This window comes from Pseudomonas sp. 58 R 3 (assembly GCF_900006605.1).
In the GTDB taxonomy this organism is placed as follows: Bacteria; Pseudomonadota; Gammaproteobacteria; order Pseudomonadales; family Pseudomonadaceae; genus Aquipseudomonas; species Aquipseudomonas salomonii.
The window spans coordinates 102027-119766 of record NZ_CVTT01000008.1; the positions used below are offsets into that span (position 1 = coordinate 102027).

Genomic DNA, 17740 nt, shown 5'->3' on the forward strand with positions numbered 1-17740 from the left:
TCTTACCCTACTTACGTGCAGGCTTTTAGTGCGCCAGCATACCGGTGAACCAGTAGGCCTGCGCCAGCGTGATCAGCCCGACGATGGTGGCAAAAAACAGGCTGTGCTTGAGGGTAAAGCGGAACAGGTCGGACTCTTTGCCCACCAGGCCGGTGGCGGCGCAGGCCACGGCGATCGACTGTGGCGAGATCATCTTGCCGGTCACGCCGCCGCTGGTGTTCGCTGCGACCAGCAAGGTGTCGTTAACGCCGATCTGATGCGCCGTGGTGGCTTGCAGCGAGCTGAACAGGGCGTTGGACGAGGTATCGGAGCCGGTCAGGAAAACCCCCAGCCAGCCGAGGAACGGCGAGAAGAACGGGAACGCCGCGCCGGTGCCGGCCAATACCAGGGCCATGGTCGAGGACATGCCGGAGTAGTTGGTAACGAAAGCGAACGCCAACACCATGCCAATCGACAGGATCGGCCAGCGCAGTTCGTAGAAGGTCTCTTTTAAAGTGGTAATACCAGTCTTTAGGTTGATTTTCAGCACCAGCATCGAAATCAGTGCCGAGAAGAAAATTGCGGTACCGGTGGCTGAAATCGGGTCCAGCTTGAACACGGCAGGAATCGCTGTGGGGTTGGTGACGATCGGAGCGACCTTGATCACCAGTTGATCCAGGTGCGGGATCGCGAAGTTGAACACCCAGCTGTACATCGCGCCGCCGGCGGCGAACATCGCCTTGAACGGCTTGAGCGTCCAGATAGTGACCAGTACGGTGAGGATCAAGAAGGGCGACCAGGCTTTGAAAATCTGCCCCAGGCTATAAGGCGAGGCGATGGTTTGGCGTGGCTGGCCGAAGCCGCCTGCGCTGGCGGTGACCGCTGCGGCGGAGGTGGCACCGGCAATTTGTGCGCCGGCGCTGCGTTTGGGCTGCCAGACTTTCAGGAACAGGGTCAGCGCCACCAGGCTGGCCAGGGCCGAGGTGATGTCCGGCAGCTCCGGGCCGATGAAGTTGGAGGTGAAGTATTGGGTGACGGCAAAACTCAGGCCCGCTACCAGTGCGGCTGGCCAGATTTCGCGAACACCGCGCAGGCCGTCCATCATGAACACCAGCCAGAACGGCACGAACAACGACAGCAGCGGCAACTGGCGGCCGGCCATGGCGCCGATCTTGAACGAGTCGATACCGGTCACTTGCCCGGCGACGATGATCGGAATACCCAGCGCACCGAATGCTACGGGCGCGGTGTTGGCGATCAGGCACAGGCCGGCGGCGTACAGCGGGTTGAAACCCAGGCCTACCAGCAGCGCGGCAGTAATCGCCACGGGTGCACCGAAACCGGCCGCACCTTCGAGGAAGGCGCCGAAGCAGAAGCCAATCAACAGTACTTGCAAGCGCTGGTCATCGGTAATCGACAAGACCGAGCTGCGGATGATTTCAAACTGCCCGCTCTTGACCGTCAGTTTGTAGAGGAATACGGCGGCGACGATGATCCAGGCAATGGGCCACAAGCCGTAGGCAAACCCGTAACCGGCGGCGGCCAAGGCCATGTCTACCGGCATCTGGAAGGCAAAAATAGCCACCAGGATCGACAGCCCCAGGGTGATGCTGCCTGCCACGTGGCCTTTGAGGCGGAACACCGCCAGTGCCAGGAAAAAAAATACGATCGGGATAACGGCGGCCAGTGCGGACAGGCCGAGGCTGCCGAGTGGGCTGTAGAGCTGTTGCCAGGTTTGCATAATGGGGTGGCCCCTGATTGTTGTTGTTTGGTCAGCTTGGATAATTGGTAATACCAATTTACAGTCGCTGTCGGCTAGAGTAAAAGCCTTGGCAGGGGTGTGTCAATTTGCCGCTCACGAAACTTTGGTCGTAGCGGTGTGGGTGGGGTGTTCTGGTTGGGTGAATCGAAGGCGTTCTGATAGGTGCCGCAAGCGCGGCGATAGGCGAGAATAGAGGGCCTGGCGAGTGGTCGGGTTTGTGGAGAGTGAGTTATGGGGTTTGATCAGGTGCGTCAGCGCCGTTTGTCTGACGATATTGTCGAGCAGCTTGAGGGCATGATCCTCGAGGGCACGCTCAAGTCGGGCGAGCGCTTGCCAGCCGAGCGCGCTTTGGCTGAACAGTTTGGCGTGTCGCGCCCTTCGTTGCGGGAGGCGATCCAGAAGCTCGCGGCCAAGGGGTTGTTGGTCAGTCGTCAGGGCGGCGGTAACTATGTGGCGGACTCACTGGGTTCGACCTTCAGTGATCCGTTGCTGCACCTGCTGGAAAATAACCCGGAGGCTCAGCGGGATTTGCTGGAGTTTCGTCAGACCCTGGAAGCGTCCTGCGCTTACTACGCCGCATTGCGTGCCACTCAGGTCGACCGCGAGCGGCTGACTGCAGCGTTTGAGGCGCTACAGGATTGCTACACCCGCGCCGATGAAGTCAGCCGGTTGGAAGAGGGTGCGGCGGATGCACGGTTTCACCTGGCCATCGCTGAAGCCAGCCATAACGCCGTGTTGCTGCACACCATTCGTGGCCTGTTCGATTTGCTCAAGCGTAACGTGGTGACCAATATCGGTGGCATGTACCAGCAGCGCACAGAAACCCGTGACATGTTGATCAGTCAGCATCGGGATTTGTATTTGGCGATTATCGAAGGGCGCGCCGAGCAGGCGCGGGAAGTCTCAACGCGTCACCTGCTGTATGTGCAGGAAGTGTTGGAGGAGGTGCGTCAGGAGGTCCAGCGCGTGGCTCGGGCGGAGCGACGTAAAGGGATGTAGCCCGCGCGGGGCTACACCGTTACAAGGATTACTCTTCCTTGCCCTTGTTGCGCACGGCGCGATGCAACTCACGGTTGGAGTCACGCTCACGCTCGGTATCGCGCTTGTCGTATTCCTTCTTGCCCTTGCCCAGCGCGATCTCGCACTTGACCAGGTGCTTGCTCCAGTACCAGGACAGACAGATGCAGGCATAGCCTTTCTGCTGTACGGCGGCCGCGAGCTTTTCCAGTTCGCGGGCGTTGAGCAACAGCTTGCGCGTGCGCACCGGGTCGGCAATCACGTGGGTGCTCGCGGTGGTCAGCGGGGTGATATGACTGCCCAGCAGCCATGCCTCGCCATCTTTGAGCAATACGTAGCTGTCGACCAGTTGCAGCTTGCTGGCGCGCAGACTTTTTACTTCCCAGCCGGCCAGGACCAGACCAGCCTCGAACCGATGTTCGATGAAGTAATCATGTCGCGCCTTTTTATTTTGCGCGATGGTCCCTGTGGGGTGTTTCTTTTGTTTAGCCATAGGGGCGGCATTATAGGGAGTTGCGAGCGTGTCGGCTACGGTCAACCTGCGTGCTTGAGCGTGTTGGACGAATCCCGGACAATACCGGCAGTTCTCTGGTTTTTTTCTCTCGCGGATTGGGCTGTTCTTTCGCGATGTTTGCCTCAAGCAGTGGAAGTAACGCTCACATGACGACGCATATTCAACGTTCGGCTTTATTGCCTTATCCGGCGCAGGCGCTCTATGACCTGGTCAATGACGTAGCGCGTTACCCGGAGTTCCTGCCTTGGTGCTCAACCGCCGACGTGCTGGAAAGCAGCGATGAGCATATGGTCGCCAGTGTCGGGGTGGCCAAGGGTGGGCTTAGCCAGCATTTTGTAACGCGCAATGTGTTGGTGCCGGGCAAATCCATTGAGATGAACCTGCAGGAAGGGCCGTTCACCCAGTTGCATGGGGTATGGGTATTCAAGGCGCTGACCGACAAGGCCTGCAAGATCAGCCTGGACCTGTCTTTTGATTACGCCGGCCCGATTGTGCGGGCGACCTTGGGGCCTTTGTTCAACCAGGCGGCTAATACCCTGGTGGATGCATTCTGCCAGCGGGCCAAACAACTGCATGGTTGAGATTGAAGTGGTGTACGCCGCCGAGGATCGCCAGGTCTTGCTGACGGTGACGGTGCCTGCGGATACTAGCCTGAAGGCCGCGGTGCTGGCGTCGGGGATTGCTGAGCAGTTTCCAGGGTTGGTATTGGCGGATTGCCCGCTGGGCATATTCGGCAAAGTGATCGCTGATGCGCACGTGCGTGTGGCGCAGCCAGGTGATCGAATCGAGATTTACCGGCCCTTGCTGGCAGACCCCAAGGAAGTGCGCAGGCTGCGTGCGGCCAAGGCGGCCTTGGCGCGGCAGCAGAACCCATAAGGCTGCCAATCGGCAGGCAATAAAAAGCCCGGCATGCCGGGCTTTTTATCGAGCGCCGCACAATTACTGCGGGCTGGTGTCCAGAGGCTGTGGCGTCGGGACAGGAACGGTCTGCACGCCGTCGACGTCCTTCTGGATCTGATCCAGCAAGGAGCCAGGCTTGGCCGGCACTTCGGACTTCGGCTTCTCTGCTTCCTGCGCTGGCGCAGTCACATTGGTGCCGTTGTCCTTGCCGAGCAAGGCTTCATCACGGCTTACGCCGGGCATGAAGTCACCGGACAGGCTCACAAGCTGGTCATTGCCATTGAAGATGACACTGACGCGTTCCTGCTGGCGCTCACCGCCACCTGGCTGGATGCTGTAGAGATAATCCCAGCGATCGGCATGAAAAGTGTCGGTCAGCAGGGGGTTACCCATAATAAACCGTACTTGCCGTCGGGTCATTCCCGGGCGTAACTGGTCTATCATGTCCTGCGTGACGACATTGCCCTGCTGGATGTCGATTTTGTAAACCCCGGGGAATGAACAACCGGCGAGTGCGAGCAGTCCCACAAGGGTGAAACTGGTTAGCAAGAGCTTGGTGTTTTGCATCGGTGGGCGACTTCCACTATCTTGGCTGGGACAACGTAAACGCCGATCATACCCGTATTAAGAGAAGCTGCGAAGCAGCATCCGCGAGAAAGCTAACCATGGTTGAAAATAGCGAACTACGCAAAGCCGGTCTTAAAGTGACTCTGCCACGAGTCAAGATTCTACAAATGCTCGATTCTGCTGAGCAGCGCCACATGAGTGCCGAGGATGTTTACAAGGCGCTGATGGAGTCTAACGAGGACGTTGGCCTGGCCACGGTTTACCGTGTGCTGACCCAGTTTGAAGCCGCAGGGCTGGTGGTTCGTCATAATTTCGACGGCGGTCATGCAGTGTTCGAATTGGCTGACGGTGGTCATCACGATCACATGGTTGACCTGGATACCAATGAGGTTATCGAGTTCACCAGCCCGGAAATCGAGAAGCTCCAGCACCAGATCGCTGAGCAGCATGGATTCGATTTGGTGGACCATAATCTGGTCCTGTACATCCGTAAGAAAAAGTAAAAATCGACACAGATTTGCTCTGTGAAACGATAGAAGGCGACCCCAGGGTCGCCTTCGTGCTTTCTATAGGAGAGAAAATAGAGCGAAAAAAGCTCGATTCAGGCCTTGGCAGCCACCACCATTTTCTTGGCGTGGGCCAGGGATTCTTTCGTCAGGTCGATGCCGCCCAACATCCGCGCCACTTCTTCTACCCGCTCCGATTTATTCAGTTTGGACACGGCCGTATGCGTCGCATCGCTGCCGCGCACTTTGTGTACAAATAAATGCTGATGCCCTTGGGCGGCCACTTGCGGCAAGTGAGTCACGGTGAGCACCTGGCCACGTTCGCCAAGGCGGCGCAGCAGTTGGCCGACAATCTCCGCCGTCGGCCCGCCGATCCCCACGTCCACTTCGTCGAATACCAACGTGGGTACCCGTGAGGTCTGGGCGGTAATCACCTGAATCGCCAGGCTGATCCGCGACAGCTCACCACCGGAGGCCACTTTCGCCAGTGCCTTAAGCGGCTGGCCAGGGTTGGCGCTGACCAGCAGCTCCACCTGTTCCAGGCCATGGGGTTGCAACTCGTTGCTGGTGTTGGCGTGCAGTTCAATGGTGAAGCGCCCGCCGGGCATGCCCAGACGTTGAATTTCCTGCTCCACGGCGCTGGCCAGGCTGGTAGCGGCTTGCTGGCGCAGGTCGCTGAGTTCGCGGGCCTTTTCCTGGTAGTGGCGGGCGAAGGAGGCGAGTTCATCGCCCAGCCGTTCAATCGACTCGTCGTTGGCGTTGAGGGTTTCGATTTCATCCAGCAGCTTTTGCTGCATCGTCGCCACTTCGGTCGGCTGGATACGGTGTTTGCGCGCCAGGGTATAGATAGTGTCCAGGCGCTCTTCGATTTCTTGCAGACGCGCCGGGTCGGCGTCGAAGTGATCGAGGAAGCGATTGAGTTCGCCAACGGCTTCTTCTACCTGGATCTGCGCACTGGTGAGCAAGGTTGTGGCCTCGCTCAAGGAGCCCGACCCGCTGTTCACGCTTGATAGGCGATTGAGGCTGGCGGTGAGTGCATTGAGTACATTGCCCGAATCACTTTCGCTGCATTGTTCCACCACTTGCCGGCAGATACCCAGCAGGGTTTCGGCGTTGGTCAGGTTCTTGTGTTCCTGCTCCAGTTGCTCCAGCTCGGTTTCGCCAAGGCCCAGGCTTTCCAGCTCTTCAAGCTGATAGCTGAGCAGTTGATGGCGAGCACGTTGTTCGTCGCCGGAGTTGGAGAGTCGCTCCAGCTCCTGGCGGGTTTGCCTCCAGCGCTGGGCGGCAAGTTGCACCTGGCGGGCCAGGTCGGTGGCGCCGGCGTATTCGTCGAGCAGGCGACGATGGGTGTCGGTTTTGAGCAGCGACTGGTGTTCGTGCTGGCTGTGGATATCGATCAGCAACTCGCCCAGTGCCTTTAAATCGCCGAGCGGGCAGGGTGTGCCATTGATGTAGCCGCGTGAACGACCTTCCGCCGTGATGACGCGGCGCAGGATGCACGGGCCTTCATTATTAAGGTCGCGCTCGGCCAGCCAGGCCTCGGCTTCGGGAATATCGGCGAGGTCGAAAGTGGCGAGGATATCGGCCTTGTCTGCGCCTGGGCGTACCACGCCACTGTCGGCGCGGTCGCCCAGGGTCAGGCCCAGGGCGTCGAGCATGATCGATTTGCCGGCGCCGGTTTCGCCTGTGATTACGCTCATCCCGCGATCCAGTTCGAGGTCCAGGTGTTCAACGATGGCGTAGTTATGTACGGACAGGTGCACCAGCATGACGGCCGCTCCCAGGCTTTAGGTCTGGTTATTTATACAGTGTTTTGTTTGGGGCTGACAATCCTGATGCTTAGCTCAATTTGCTTGAATGGACGTGTTTTTTAGCGCAAAGCGCAATGACGCTGCCGGAATTGATCCAGAGCAACTGAAAGACTTTTGGTAACGCCTGCGCCCTTGAACCTGGAAATTGTGGCCCCATATACCGGAACAGAAGCGCGAGTTGAGTTCGCGCATGATTTTGAAAGGAGAAATCTATGGCTGACGAACAGACGCAGGATACGCAAACTCCAGACGCCAATTCGGCTGCCGGTGATGAACTGGCGACTCGTGTGCAAGTGCTCGAAGAGCAATTGGCCGCTGCGCAGGATCAATCTTTGCGTGTTGCCGCCGATCTGCAGAACGTCCGCCGCCGTGCCGAGCAGGATGTCGAAAAGGCTCACAAATTCGCGCTGGAAAAATTCGCCAATGACCTGCTGCCGATTATCGACAGCCTGGAGCGTGGCCTTGAGTTGTCCAACCCGGACGACGAAAACATCCGTCCGATGCGCGAAGGGATCGAGCTGACCCTGAAAATGTTCCAGGACACCCTGAAGCGTTATCAGTTGGAAGCCATCGATCCACAAGGCGGTGAGCCGTTCAATGCTGAGCATCACCAAGCCATGGCCATGCAGGAAAGCCATGACCTGGAGCCCAACAGCGTATTGAAAGTGTTCCAGAAGGGTTATCAGCTCAACGGTCGTTTGTTGCGCCCGGCGATGGTGGTGGTGAGCAAGGCTCCTGCACCCGTTGCACCTTCTATTGATGAGCAGGCTTGAAATCAGTCGTAACGGCCCCATCTATAAGTCAAGCGTTTAAGTGCTACCGCAGTTAGCCACCACTGCTGCGGCAACCAAATTAAAGTTTCGGGAGAGTAAATCATGGGCAAAATTATCGGTATCGACCTGGGGACTACCAACTCCTGCGTCTCCGTGCTGGAAAACGGCGTTGCTAAAGTTATCGAAAACGCCGAAGGCGCGCGTACCACGCCGTCGATCATTGCTTACGCCAACGACGGTGAAATCCTCGTCGGCCAATCGGCCAAGCGTCAGGCTGTGACCAACCCGCACAACACCCTGTACGCGGTTAAGCGTCTGATCGGTCGTAAGTTCGACGAAGAAGTCGTACAGAAAGACATCAAGATGGTCCCTTACAAAATCGCCAAGGCTGACAACGGTGACGCCTGGGTTGAAGTAAACGGCCAGAAAATGTCGCCGCCGCAAATCTCGGCTGAAATCTTGAAAAAGATGAAGAAAACCGCCGAAGACTACCTCGGTGAAGCCGTGACTGAAGCGGTGATCACCGTTCCGGCCTACTTCAACGACAGCCAGCGTCAGGCGACCAAAGACGCCGGCCGCATCGCGGGCCTGGATGTAAAACGTATCATCAACGAACCCACCGCAGCCGCTCTGGCCTACGGTATGGACAAGGCCAAGGGCGACCACACCGTGATCGTTTATGACCTGGGCGGTGGTACTTTCGACGTCTCCGTCATCGAGATCGCTGAAGTTGACGGCGAGCACCAGTTCGAAGTGTTGGCCACCAACGGCGACACCTTCCTGGGTGGTGAAGACTTTGACATTCGTCTGATCGACTACCTCGTTGACGAATTCAAGAAAGAAAGCGGCATGAACCTTAAGGGTGATCCGCTGGCGATGCAGCGCCTGAAAGAAGCCGCTGAAAAAGCCAAGATCGAGCTGTCTTCGGCTCAGTCGACCGACGTGAACCTGCCGTACATCACTGCAGACGCCACTGGTCCTAAGCACTTGAACGTGAAGATCTCCCGTTCGAAGCTGGAAGCGCTGGTTGAAGACCTGGTTCAACGCACCATCGAGCCTTGCCGCATCGCGCTGAAAGACTCCGGTATCGACGTTGGCTCGATCAACGACGTGATCCTGGTTGGCGGTCAGACCCGTATGCCACTGGTTCAGAAGCTGGTCACCGAGTTCTTCGGTAAAGAAGCACGTAAAGACGTGAACCCGGACGAAGCGGTTGCCATGGGTGCTGCGATCCAGGGTGCGGTACTGGCCGGCGACGTAAAAGACGTGCTGCTGCTGGACGTCAGCCCGCTGACCCTGGGTATCGAAACCATGGGTGGCGTGATGACCGCGCTGATCGAGAAAAACACCACGATTCCTACCAAGAAATCGCAAGTGTTCTCGACGGCCGACGACAACCAGGGCGCTGTGACCATTCACGTGCTGCAAGGTGAGCGTAAGCAAGCCGCTCAGAACAAGTCTCTGGGCAAGTTCGACCTGGCCGAGATTCCACCAGCACCACGTGGCGTGCCACAAATTGAAGTGACCTTCGACATCGATGCCAACGGTATCCTGCACGTAGGCGCCAAAGACAAGGCGACCGGCAAAGAGCAGAAGATCACCATCAAGGCCAACTCCGGTCTGTCTGATGAAGAAATTCAACAGATGATTCGTGATGCTGAAGCCAACGCTGATGCGGATGCCAAGTTTGCTGAGCTGGCCGGTGCGCGTAACCAAGGCGATGCCCTGGTTCACTCGACGCGTAAAATGGTCTCCGAAGCAGGCGACAAAGTGACCGCCGAAGAGAAGACTGCAATCGAAGCCGCTGTGGTTGCCCTGGAAACCGCCATTAAAGGTGACGACAAGGCTGCCATCGAAGCCAAGGTTGAGGAGCTGTCGAAAGTCTCCGCTCCGGTTGCTCAGAAAATGTACGCCGAGCAAGGCCAGCCGGCAGAAGGCGCTGCACAAGCAGAGCCTGAAGCCAAGCACGACGATGTTGTCGATGCCGAGTTCGAAGAAGTCAAAGAGCAGAAGTAAGTTGGTTGCCCGGTTGACCGCTATCAAGCGGTGACTGGTAGGATGTCGCCGCGCGGGAGCTTGCTCCCGCGTTGGCGTGTCTGGGGTATGTGAATTTTTACAGCATGCGACAAGGTTCGGGTGCTGGCGGTGTGATCGGGAATGCTCCTGCTTTCCGAGCAGTAAATACCGCATTTTTGGCCGGGTCACTGGCTAAAAAGTAGTTATGACCAGGATCGTTGAATTGACGTGAGTTGGGTCCGGGCCTGTATTGGGGCTCAACGAGTTTGGCAAGGCTCAGGAGGGCCGGGCTGAACGTCCTTAAGAGTGCAAAGACTTATGGCAAAGCGTGACTATTACGAAGTGTTGGGTGTGGAGCGCAGCTCCAGCGAGGCGGACCTGAAAAAGGCATACCGTCGCCTGGCGATGAAGCACCACCCGGACCGTAATCCGGATAGCAAAGAATCCGAAGAGATGTTCAAGGAGGCCAATGAGGCCTACGAATGCCTGAGTGATCCCAATAAGCGCGCGGCCTACGATCAGTATGGCCATGCCGGTGTCGACCCGAGCATGGGCGGCGGCGGGGCCGGTTTTGGTGGTCAGAACTTCTCCGATATTTTCGGCGATGTGTTCAGTGACTTTTTTGGCGGCGGCCGTGGCGGTCAGCGCGGCGGTGCCCAGCGCGGCAGTGACTTGCGCTACACGCTGGAGCTGAACCTGGAAGAAGCTGTGCGCGGTACCACGGTCAATATCCGTGTGCCGACGCTGGTCAACTGCAAGCCGTGCGACGGTTCGGGGGCCAAGAAAGGTTCCTCGCCGATCACCTGCCCAACCTGTGGCGGTATTGGTCAGGTGCGCATGCAACAGGGCTTCTTCTCGGTGCAGCAGACCTGCCCGCGCTGCCATGGCCAGGGCAAGATCATTTCCGACCCGTGCGACTCCTGCCATGGCGAAGGCCGTGTCGAAGAGTACAAAACCCTTTCGGTGAAAGTGCCGGCGGGTGTTGATACCGGTGACCGTATTCGCCTGTCGGGCGAAGGCGAGGCGGGCGCTCAAGGTGGCCCGACGGGCGACCTGTACGTGGTGATCAATGTGCGTGAGCACTCGATCTTCCAGCGTGATGGCAAGCACCTGTTCTGTGAAGTGCCGATCAGCTTTGTCGACGCGGCATTGGGTGGCGAGCTGGAAATTCCGACCCTGGATGGTCGGGTCAAGCTCAAGATCCCGGAAGGCACCCAGACCGGCAAGCAGTTCCGCATTCGTGGCAAAGGCGTTGCGCCGGTGCGCGGTGGCGGTGCTGGCGACTTGATGTGCCGTGTGGCGGTGGAAACGCCGGTCAATCTGGGTCGCCGTCAACGCGAACTGCTTGAAGAGTTCCGCAGCTCGTTGGAAGGCGATGACTCCCATTCGCCGAAAACCACCGGCTTCTTCGATGGTGTGAAGCGCTTCTTCGGCGACTTGTAAGGACGTGAATATGCGACGTATAGCCGTAATGGGCGCTGCCGGGCGCATGGGCAAGACGCTGGTCGAGGCGGTGCAGCAGCGCTCGCCGGCCTCCGGGCTGACGGCGGCGATTGTTCGCCCCGGCAGCACGCTGATCGGTGCGGACGCCGGTGAGCTGGCCTCGTTGGGTCGCATCGGTGTTTCGTTGTCGGGCAACCTGGAGCAGGTGGCTGACGAGTTTGATGTGCTGATCGACTTCACCTTGCCGGAAGTGATGCTGAAAAACCTGGCGTTCTGCCGCAAGGCGGGCAAGGCCATGGTCATCGGCACCACAGGTTTGAATGCCGAGCAGAAACAGTTGCTGATGGAGGCGGGCAAGGATATTCCGGTCGTCTTCGCTGCCAACTTCAGCGTCGGCGTGAACCTGTCGCTCAAGTTGCTGGACCTGGCCGCGCGCGTGTTGGGTGATGAGGCGGATATCGAGATCATCGAGACCCATCATCGCCACAAGATCGATGCGCCGTCGGGTACTGCGCTGCGCATGGGCGAGGCGATTGCCGATGCCCTGGGGCGCGACCTGTCCAAAGTCGCTGTTTACGGCCGTGAAGGCCATACCGGTGCGCGGGCCCGTGACACCATCGGCTTTGCCACGGTGCGCGGTGGTGATGTGGTCGGTGATCACACCGTGCTGTTTGCCAGTGAAGGCGAGCGCCTGGAGATCACGCACAAGGCCTCCAGCCGCATGACATTCGCCAAGGGTGCGGTGCGTGCGGCGCTCTGGCTGGAAGGTCGCGAGCCGGGTCTGTATGACATGCGCGACGTGCTGGATCTGCACTAATCAGTAGCTAAAACCGGGCCTCAAGCTTATGCTTAGGCCCCGTTTTTACCCGCTAAGCGACGTCCTGTCGCATTCCCCTGCCTTTAAGGCTCATTAGCGGTGGACCCAAAAAGCCTTTTTCTGTAAGCTACAGCTTTAGTGTGTCCACTAAAAGCGCGCAGAATAATTCAGTGAAGAAGCGGGGTGACGTGTCCATACGTCACTCCGCTTTTTTACAACCTGCGATCGCCCTTTCAGGCTTTATTTACGGGAGGTCTTCTTGACTAAGCCAGCCATACTCGCCCTTGCTGATGGCAGCATTTTTCGCGGCGAAGCCATTGGAGCCGACGGTCAAACCGTTGGAGAGGTAGTGTTTAACACTGCCATGACCGGCTATCAGGAAATCCTTACCGATCCTTCCTACGCCCAGCAGATCGTTACCCTGACCTATCCGCACATCGGCAACACCGGTACTACACCGGAAGACGTCGAGTCTGATCGTGTCTGGTCGGCCGGTCTGGTGATTCGTGACCTGCCCCTGGTTGCGAGCAACTGGCGTAACACGATGTCGCTGTCCGATTACCTGAAAGCCAACAACGTTGTGGCGATCGCCGGTATCGATACGCGCCGCCTTACACGCATTCTGCGTGAAAAAGGCTCGCAGAACGGCTGCATCATGGTCGGTGACAGTATCTCCGAAGAGGCGGCGATCGCCGCTGCGCAAGGTTTCCCAGGCCTGAAAGGCATGGACCTGGCAAAAGTTGTCAGCGTTAAAGAGAAGTACGAGTGGCGCTCCACTGTCTGGGACTTGAAGACCGACAGTCACGCGACCCTCGAAGCTGCTGATCTGCCATACCACGTTGTGGCCTACGACTACGGCGTGAAGTACAACATCCTGCGCATGCTGGTTGAGCGCGGCTGCCGCGTGACCGTAGTGCCGGCGCAAACCCCTGCGAGCGACGTGCTGGCCCTGCAACCGGACGGCGTGTTCCTGTCCAACGGCCCGGGTGACCCTGAGCCATGCGACTACGCCATCCAGGCCATCAAGGACGTGCTGGAAACCGAAATTCCGGTATTCGGCATCTGCCTCGGTCACCAACTGCTGGCCCTGGCCTCCGGCGCCAAAACCCTGAAAATGGGCCACGGCCATCACGGTGCCAACCACCCGGTACAAGACCTGGACACCGGCGTTGTGATGATCACCAGCCAGAACCACGGTTTTGCGGTGGATGAAGCCACCCTGCCGAGCAACGTTCGCGCGATTCACAAGTCGCTGTTCGACGGCTCCTTGCAAGGCATCGAGCGCACCGACAAGAGCGCGTTCAGCTTCCAGGGCCACCCTGAAGCCAGCCCTGGCCCGAACGACGTGGCGCCGCTGTTCGACCGTTTCATCAATGAGATGGCCAAGCGACGCTGACTGAGAGGCCTGCGGGCGGCCCCGAACCTCGGTGGCCCCCGCAGGCTCTTCAACGATTGTTCAAGACGGCTTGCCGACTGACCTGCGGATTTGAGTGACAAACCCATGCCAAAACGTACAGACATAAAAAGCATCCTGATTCTCGGCGCTGGCCCGATCGTGATCGGCCAGGCCTGCGAATTCGACTACTCCGGCGCCCAGGCCTGTAAAGCCCTGCGCGAGGAGGGTTACCGCGTCATCCTGGTGAACTCCAACCCGGCCACCATCATGACCGACCCGGACATGGCCGACGCCACCTACATCGAGCCGATCAAGTGGCAGACCGTTGCCAAGATCATCGAAAAAGAGCGTCCGGACGCGTTGCTGCCGACCATGGGTGGCCAGACCGCATTGAACTGCGCCCTGGACCTGGAGCGCGAAGGCGTTCTGGAGAAGTTCGGCGTAGAGATGATCGGCGCCAACGCCGACACCATCGACAAGGCTGAAGACCGTTCGCGTTTCGACAAGGCCATGAAATCCATCGGCCTTGACTGCCCGCGCTCCGGCATTGCCCACAGCATGGAAGAGGCCAATGCGGTTCTCGAAAAGCTGGGCTTTCCGTGCATTATCCGTCCGTCCTTCACCATGGGCGGCACCGGTGGCGGCATCGCTTACAACCGTGAAGAGTTCGAAGAAATCTGCGCCCGTGGTCTGGACCTGTCGCCGACCAAAGAGCTGCTGATCGACGAATCCCTGATCGGCTGGAAAGAGTACGAGATGGAGGTTGTCCGCGACAAAAAGGACAACTGCATCATCGTCTGCTCCATCGAAAACTTCGACCCGATGGGCGTGCACACCGGCGACTCGATCACCGTTGCTCCGGCGCAGACCCTGACGGACAAGGAATACCAGATCATGCGTAACGCCTCGTTGGCGGTGCTGCGTGAGATCGGCGTTGAAACCGGCGGTTCAAACGTTCAGTTCGGTATCTGCCCGGACACCGGCCGCATGGTCGTCATCGAGATGAACCCGCGTGTGTCGCGTTCTTCGGCGCTGGCATCGAAAGCAACCGGTTTCCCGATTGCGCGCATCGCTGCCAAGCTGGCGATCGGTTACACCCTGGACGAACTGCAAAACGAAATCACGGGCGGCGCTACGCCGGCGTCTTTCGAGCCGTCCATCGACTACGTTGTGACCAAGCTGCCGCGCTTTGCTTTCGAGAAGTTCCCGAAAGCCGACGCGCGCCTGACCACGCAGATGAAGTCTGTTGGTGAAGTCATGGCCATCGGCCGGACCTTCCAGGAATCCCTGCAGAAAGCGCTGCGCGGCCTGGAAGTAGGTGTTTGCGGCCTGGACGAGAAGCTCGACCTGAGTAACCCGGAAAGCATGAGCGTGCTCAAGCGCGAGCTGACTGTGCCGGGCGCCGAGCGTATCTGGTACGTGGCTGACGCGTTCCGCGCGGGCATGACTGTTGAAGATATCTTCGGCATGAACATGATCGACCCTTGGTTCCTGGTGCAGATCGAAGATCTGATCAAGGAAGAAGAGAAGGTCAAGACCCTCGGTCTGTCCTCCATCGACCGCGACCTGATGTTCCGCCTCAAGCGCAAAGGCTTCTCTGACCAGCGTCTGGCCAAGCTGCTGGGTGTGACCGAGAAGAACCTGCGTACCCATCGCCACAAGCTGGATATCTTCCCGGTCTACAAGCGCGTTGACACCTGCGCCGCCGAGTTCGCCACCGACACCGCGTACCTGTACTCCACCTACGAGGAAGAGTGCGAAGCTGCGCCGTCGGGCCGTGACAAGATCATCATCCTGGGTGGCGGTCCGAACCGTATCGGCCAGGGCATCGAGTTCGACTACTGCTGCGTACACGCCGCCCTCGCGCTGCGCGAAGACGGGTACGAGACCATCATGGTCAACTGCAACCCCGAAACCGTTTCCACTGACTACGACACTTCCGACCGCCTGTACTTCGAGCCGGTCACCCTGGAAGACGTGCTGGAAATCTGCCGCGTCGAGAAGCCAAAAGGCGTGATCGTGCAGTACGGCGGCCAAACCCCGCTGAAACTGGCGCGTGCCCTGGAAGCGGCCGGCGTGCCGATCATCGGCACCAGCCCTGACGCCATCGACCGTGCTGAAGACCGTGAGCGTTTCCAGCAAATGGTTGAACGCCTGAACCTGCGTCAGCCGCCAAACGCCACCGTGCGCAGCGAAGACGAAGCCATCCGCGCAGCCAGCAAGATCGGCTACCCGCTGGTGGTGCGTCCGTCCTACGTATTGGGCGGTCGGGCGATGGAAATCGTCTACGAAGAAGACGAACTCAAGCGCTACCTGCGTGATGCGGTGAAAGTGTCGAACGACAGCCCGGTGCTGTTGGACCACTTCCTCAACTGCGCCATCGAAATGGACGTGGATGCGGTGTGCGACGGCACTGACGTCGTCATCGGCGCGATCATGCAGCACATCGAACAGGCTGGCGTTCACTCCGGTGACTCCGCTTGCTCGCTGCCGCCGTACTCGCTGCCGGCGCACATCCAGGACGAGATGCGTGAGCAGGTCAAGAAAATGGCCCTGGAACTGGGTGTGGTTGGCCTGATGAACGTTCAGTTGGCGCTGCAAGGCGAAGACATCTACGTCATCGAAGTGAACCCGCGCGCTTCGCGTACCGTGCCATTTGTTTCCAAGTGCATCGGTGTGTCCCTGGCCATGATCGCTGCTCGCGTGATGGCCGGTAAGACCCTGAAGGAAATCGGCTTCACCAAGGAAATCATTCCGAACTTCTACAGCGTGAAAGAGGCGGTGTTCCCCTTCGCCAAATTCCCTGGCGTGGACCCGATCCTGGGCCCGGAGATGAAGTCCACCGGTGAAGTGATGGGTGTGGGCGATACCTTCGGTGAAGCGTTCGCCAAGGCCCAAATGGGCGCCAGCGAAGTGCTGCCGACCGGTGGTACTGCGTTTATCAGCGTGCGTGATGATGACAAGCCACTGGTTGCAGGCGTGGCCCGTGATCTGATCAACTTGGGCTTTGAAGTCGTGGCGACTGCCGGGACGGCCAAGCTGATTGAGGCTGCCGGCCTGAAAGTACGTCGCGTGAACAAGGTAACGGAAGGCCGTCCGCACGTGGTCGACATGATCAAGAATGACGAAGTCACCCTGATCATCAACACCACCGAAGGTCGCCAGTCGATCGCGGACTCCTATTCCATTCGTCGTAATGCCTTGCAGCACAAGATCTACTGCACCACCACCATTGCTGCTGGCGAAGCCATCTGCGAAGCGCTCAAGTTCGGTCCGGAAAAGACCGTGCGTCGCTTGCAGGATCTACACGCAGGATTGAAGGCATGACCAAATACCCAATGACCGTCCAGGGCTTTAAAGCCCTGGAAGAGGAACACGCCCATCTGACCAAGGTCGTTCGTCCAAAGCTGAGCCAGGACATCGGTACGGCTCGCGAGCTGGGTGATTTGAAGGAAAACGCCGAATACCATGCTGCCCGTGAGCAGCAGGGTATGGTTGAGGCGCGGATCCGTGATATCGAAGGCCGCCTGCAGAATTCGGTGGTGATCGACGTAACGACCATTCCGAAGACCGGCAAAGTGATTTTTGGCACCACCGTGGAAATCGCCAACGTCGAAACTGACGAAAGCGTGGTTTACCACATCGTCGGTGAAGACGAAGCCGACTTCAAACTCGGCAAAATCTCCGTCGGTTCGCCACTGGCCCGCGCCTTGATTGCCAAGGAAGAGGGTGATGTGGTGGCTGTGAAAACACCCGGTGGTGTAATCGAGTACGAGATTGTTGAAGTTCGTCACATCTGAAAGACGGCGCCCGCTTCGTGCGGGCGCCATGCTTTGGCAGCTTGCCCAGATGCTGTGGGTGGGCGGCCTGTGGTTGTTGCATATCGGTGTGCTGCCGGTGTTGGGCCTGATTGGCCTGGCGCCGCTGCTGATTGATGAGCTCAACGGAATGCTGAGTGCGCTGCTGGTGGGTTTTGCAGCGGCGTGCGTGACGCTCCAGGCATTGGTGCTGGTCAAGGCCGAGGGTTTGGAGAGCTTGTGGCGGGATATTCGCGGCCAACTGCTGTTGATGGCGCTGTATGCGTGCGCAATGTTCTGCGTGGTGCATGTGTGGCTGCCGCAAGCGTTGCGCTGGCAGCTATTCAGCTATCTTGTGCTAGGGTTCTCCGGCCTGGTGCTGGTTATACAGCCGGCACCGGGATGGAGCGGCAGGGCGCGCGAAGCACGCCCGTGACCCTTG

16 protein-coding genes are annotated in these 17740 nt (G+C 58.7%); 12 read left to right on the forward strand and 4 right to left on the reverse strand.

The features are described 5' to 3' along the window. Positions 1–25: 25 nt before the first annotated feature. The gene (locus tag BFP92_RS00685; protein ID WP_065911174.1) at positions 26–1720 is read right to left on the reverse strand and encodes a lactate permease LctP family transporter; all 1695 of its coding nucleotides are present in this window, start codon (positions 1718–1720) and stop codon (positions 26–28) included. A gap of 252 nt (positions 1721–1972) precedes the next feature. Between BFP92_RS00685 and BFP92_RS00690 the strand changes: the two genes are divergently transcribed. After that, positions 1973–2740: a GntR family transcriptional regulator gene (locus BFP92_RS00690; protein ID WP_065911175.1), complete on the forward strand. Its 768-nt coding sequence runs from the start codon at positions 1973–1975 to the stop codon at positions 2738–2740. 28 nt (positions 2741–2768) lie between these two features. Here the strand turns inward: BFP92_RS00690 and smpB are convergent, their stop codons facing one another. Further along, on the reverse strand, positions 2769–3251 hold the full coding sequence (smpB, locus tag BFP92_RS00695) for an SsrA-binding protein SmpB (RefSeq protein ID WP_003176160.1): 483 nt from the start codon (positions 3249–3251) through the stop codon (positions 2769–2771). A 167-nt stretch (positions 3252–3418) separates the two neighbouring features. Here smpB and BFP92_RS00700 point away from each other — a divergent pair, with 167 nt between their 5' ends. Together BFP92_RS00700 and BFP92_RS00705 are read left to right on the forward strand one after the other, a co-directional pair. After that, a complete protein-coding gene (locus BFP92_RS00700; RefSeq protein WP_056858270.1) occupies positions 3419–3853 on the forward strand; it encodes a type II toxin-antitoxin system RatA family toxin in 435 nt (144 codons plus the stop codon). Continuing rightward, entirely contained in the window at positions 3846–4148 is a 303-nt protein-coding gene (locus BFP92_RS00705; RefSeq protein ID WP_065911176.1) for an RnfH family protein, read from the forward strand. Before BFP92_RS00700 ends, BFP92_RS00705 begins: the two co-directional genes overlap by 8 nt. 63 nt (positions 4149–4211) lie before the next feature. Here the strand turns inward: BFP92_RS00705 and BFP92_RS00710 are convergent, their stop codons facing one another. Next, complete coding sequence (locus tag BFP92_RS00710) at positions 4212–4739, reverse strand: outer membrane protein assembly factor BamE (protein ID WP_017139267.1); 528 nt, start codon at positions 4737–4739, stop codon at positions 4212–4214. Positions 4740–4837: 98 nt separating this feature from the next. Between BFP92_RS00710 and fur the strand changes: the two genes are divergently transcribed. Continuing rightward, positions 4838–5242, forward strand: coding sequence for a ferric iron uptake transcriptional regulator (fur, locus tag BFP92_RS00715; RefSeq protein WP_017139266.1), 405 nt, complete (start codon positions 4838–4840; stop codon positions 5240–5242). Positions 5243–5340: 98 nt separating this feature from the next. On the opposite strand, the gene recN is transcribed toward fur, so the two are convergent. Then, positions 5341–7014, reverse strand: a complete 1674-nt coding sequence (recN, locus tag BFP92_RS00720) for a DNA repair protein RecN (protein ID WP_017139265.1) — start codon at positions 7012–7014, stop codon at positions 5341–5343. 254 nt (positions 7015–7268) lie between these two features. Between recN and grpE the strand changes: the two genes are divergently transcribed. The 8 genes from grpE to BFP92_RS00760 all read left to right on the forward strand — a co-directional run bounded on the left by grpE (position 7269) and on the right by BFP92_RS00760 (position 17734). After that, entirely contained in the window at positions 7269–7829 is a 561-nt protein-coding gene (gene grpE, locus BFP92_RS00725; protein WP_017139264.1) for a nucleotide exchange factor GrpE, read from the forward strand. A 102-nt stretch (positions 7830–7931) separates the two neighbouring features. After that, positions 7932–9845 (forward strand): molecular chaperone DnaK, encoded by a 1914-nt coding sequence (gene dnaK / locus BFP92_RS00730; RefSeq protein ID WP_058419959.1) that lies wholly within the window; start codon positions 7932–7934, stop codon positions 9843–9845. 318 nt (positions 9846–10163) lie between these two features. Continuing rightward, on the forward strand, positions 10164–11288 hold the full coding sequence (dnaJ, locus tag BFP92_RS00735) for a molecular chaperone DnaJ (RefSeq protein WP_056858273.1): 1125 nt from the start codon (positions 10164–10166) through the stop codon (positions 11286–11288). A gap of 10 nt (positions 11289–11298) precedes the next feature. Beyond that, on the forward strand, positions 11299–12105 hold the full coding sequence (dapB, locus tag BFP92_RS00740; RefSeq protein ID WP_065911177.1) for a 4-hydroxy-tetrahydrodipicolinate reductase: 807 nt from the start codon (positions 11299–11301) through the stop codon (positions 12103–12105). 259 nt (positions 12106–12364) lie between these two features. After that, entirely contained in the window at positions 12365–13501 is a 1137-nt protein-coding gene (carA, locus tag BFP92_RS00745; protein ID WP_065911178.1) for a glutamine-hydrolyzing carbamoyl-phosphate synthase small subunit, read from the forward strand. A 105-nt stretch (positions 13502–13606) separates the two neighbouring features. After that, the gene (gene carB / locus BFP92_RS00750) at positions 13607–16828 is read left to right on the forward strand and encodes a carbamoyl-phosphate synthase large subunit (RefSeq protein ID WP_058419962.1); all 3222 of its coding nucleotides are present in this window, start codon (positions 13607–13609) and stop codon (positions 16826–16828) included. After that, positions 16825–17301 carry a transcription elongation factor GreA gene (gene greA / locus BFP92_RS00755; RefSeq protein ID WP_025857108.1) on the forward strand — a complete coding sequence of 159 codons (477 nt, stop codon included), beginning with the start codon at positions 16825–16827 and terminating at the stop codon, positions 17299–17301. Before carB ends, greA begins: the two co-directional genes overlap by 4 nt. Positions 17302–17329: 28 nt before the next feature. Beyond that, the gene (locus BFP92_RS00760) at positions 17330–17734 is read left to right on the forward strand and encodes a hypothetical protein (RefSeq protein ID WP_056858278.1); all 405 of its coding nucleotides are present in this window, start codon (positions 17330–17332) and stop codon (positions 17732–17734) included. Positions 17735–17740 lie beyond the last annotated feature (6 nt).

Coding starts and splice junctions, on each gene's coding strand:
- BFP92_RS00710 (WP_017139267.1), bottom strand. CDS start 4,739: ATGCAAAACACCAAGCTCTTGCTAACCAGTTTCACCCTTGTGGGACTG.
- carB (WP_058419962.1), top strand. CDS start 13,607: ATGCCAAAACGTACAGACATAAAAAGCATCCTGATTCTCGGCGCTGGC.
- dnaK (WP_058419959.1), top strand. CDS start 7,932: ATGGGCAAAATTATCGGTATCGACCTGGGGACTACCAACTCCTGCGTC.
- grpE (WP_017139264.1), top strand. CDS start 7,269: ATGGCTGACGAACAGACGCAGGATACGCAAACTCCAGACGCCAATTCG.
- fur (WP_017139266.1), top strand. CDS start 4,838: ATGGTTGAAAATAGCGAACTACGCAAAGCCGGTCTTAAAGTGACTCTG.
- BFP92_RS00700 (WP_056858270.1), top strand. CDS start 3,419: ATGACGACGCATATTCAACGTTCGGCTTTATTGCCTTATCCGGCGCAG.
- smpB (WP_003176160.1), bottom strand. CDS start 3,251: ATGGCTAAACAAAAGAAACACCCCACAGGGACCATCGCGCAAAATAAA.
- BFP92_RS00705 (WP_065911176.1), top strand. CDS start 3,846: ATGGTTGAGATTGAAGTGGTGTACGCCGCCGAGGATCGCCAGGTCTTG.
- greA (WP_025857108.1), top strand. CDS start 16,825: ATGACCAAATACCCAATGACCGTCCAGGGCTTTAAAGCCCTGGAAGAG.
- recN (WP_017139265.1), bottom strand. CDS start 7,014: ATGCTGGTGCACCTGTCCGTACATAACTACGCCATCGTTGAACACCTG.
- BFP92_RS00685 (WP_065911174.1), bottom strand. CDS start 1,720: ATGCAAACCTGGCAACAGCTCTACAGCCCACTCGGCAGCCTCGGCCTG.
- dapB (WP_065911177.1), top strand. CDS start 11,299: ATGCGACGTATAGCCGTAATGGGCGCTGCCGGGCGCATGGGCAAGACG.
- BFP92_RS00760 (WP_056858278.1), top strand. CDS start 17,330: ATGCTTTGGCAGCTTGCCCAGATGCTGTGGGTGGGCGGCCTGTGGTTG.
- BFP92_RS00690 (WP_065911175.1), top strand. CDS start 1,973: ATGGGGTTTGATCAGGTGCGTCAGCGCCGTTTGTCTGACGATATTGTC.
- dnaJ (WP_056858273.1), top strand. CDS start 10,164: ATGGCAAAGCGTGACTATTACGAAGTGTTGGGTGTGGAGCGCAGCTCC.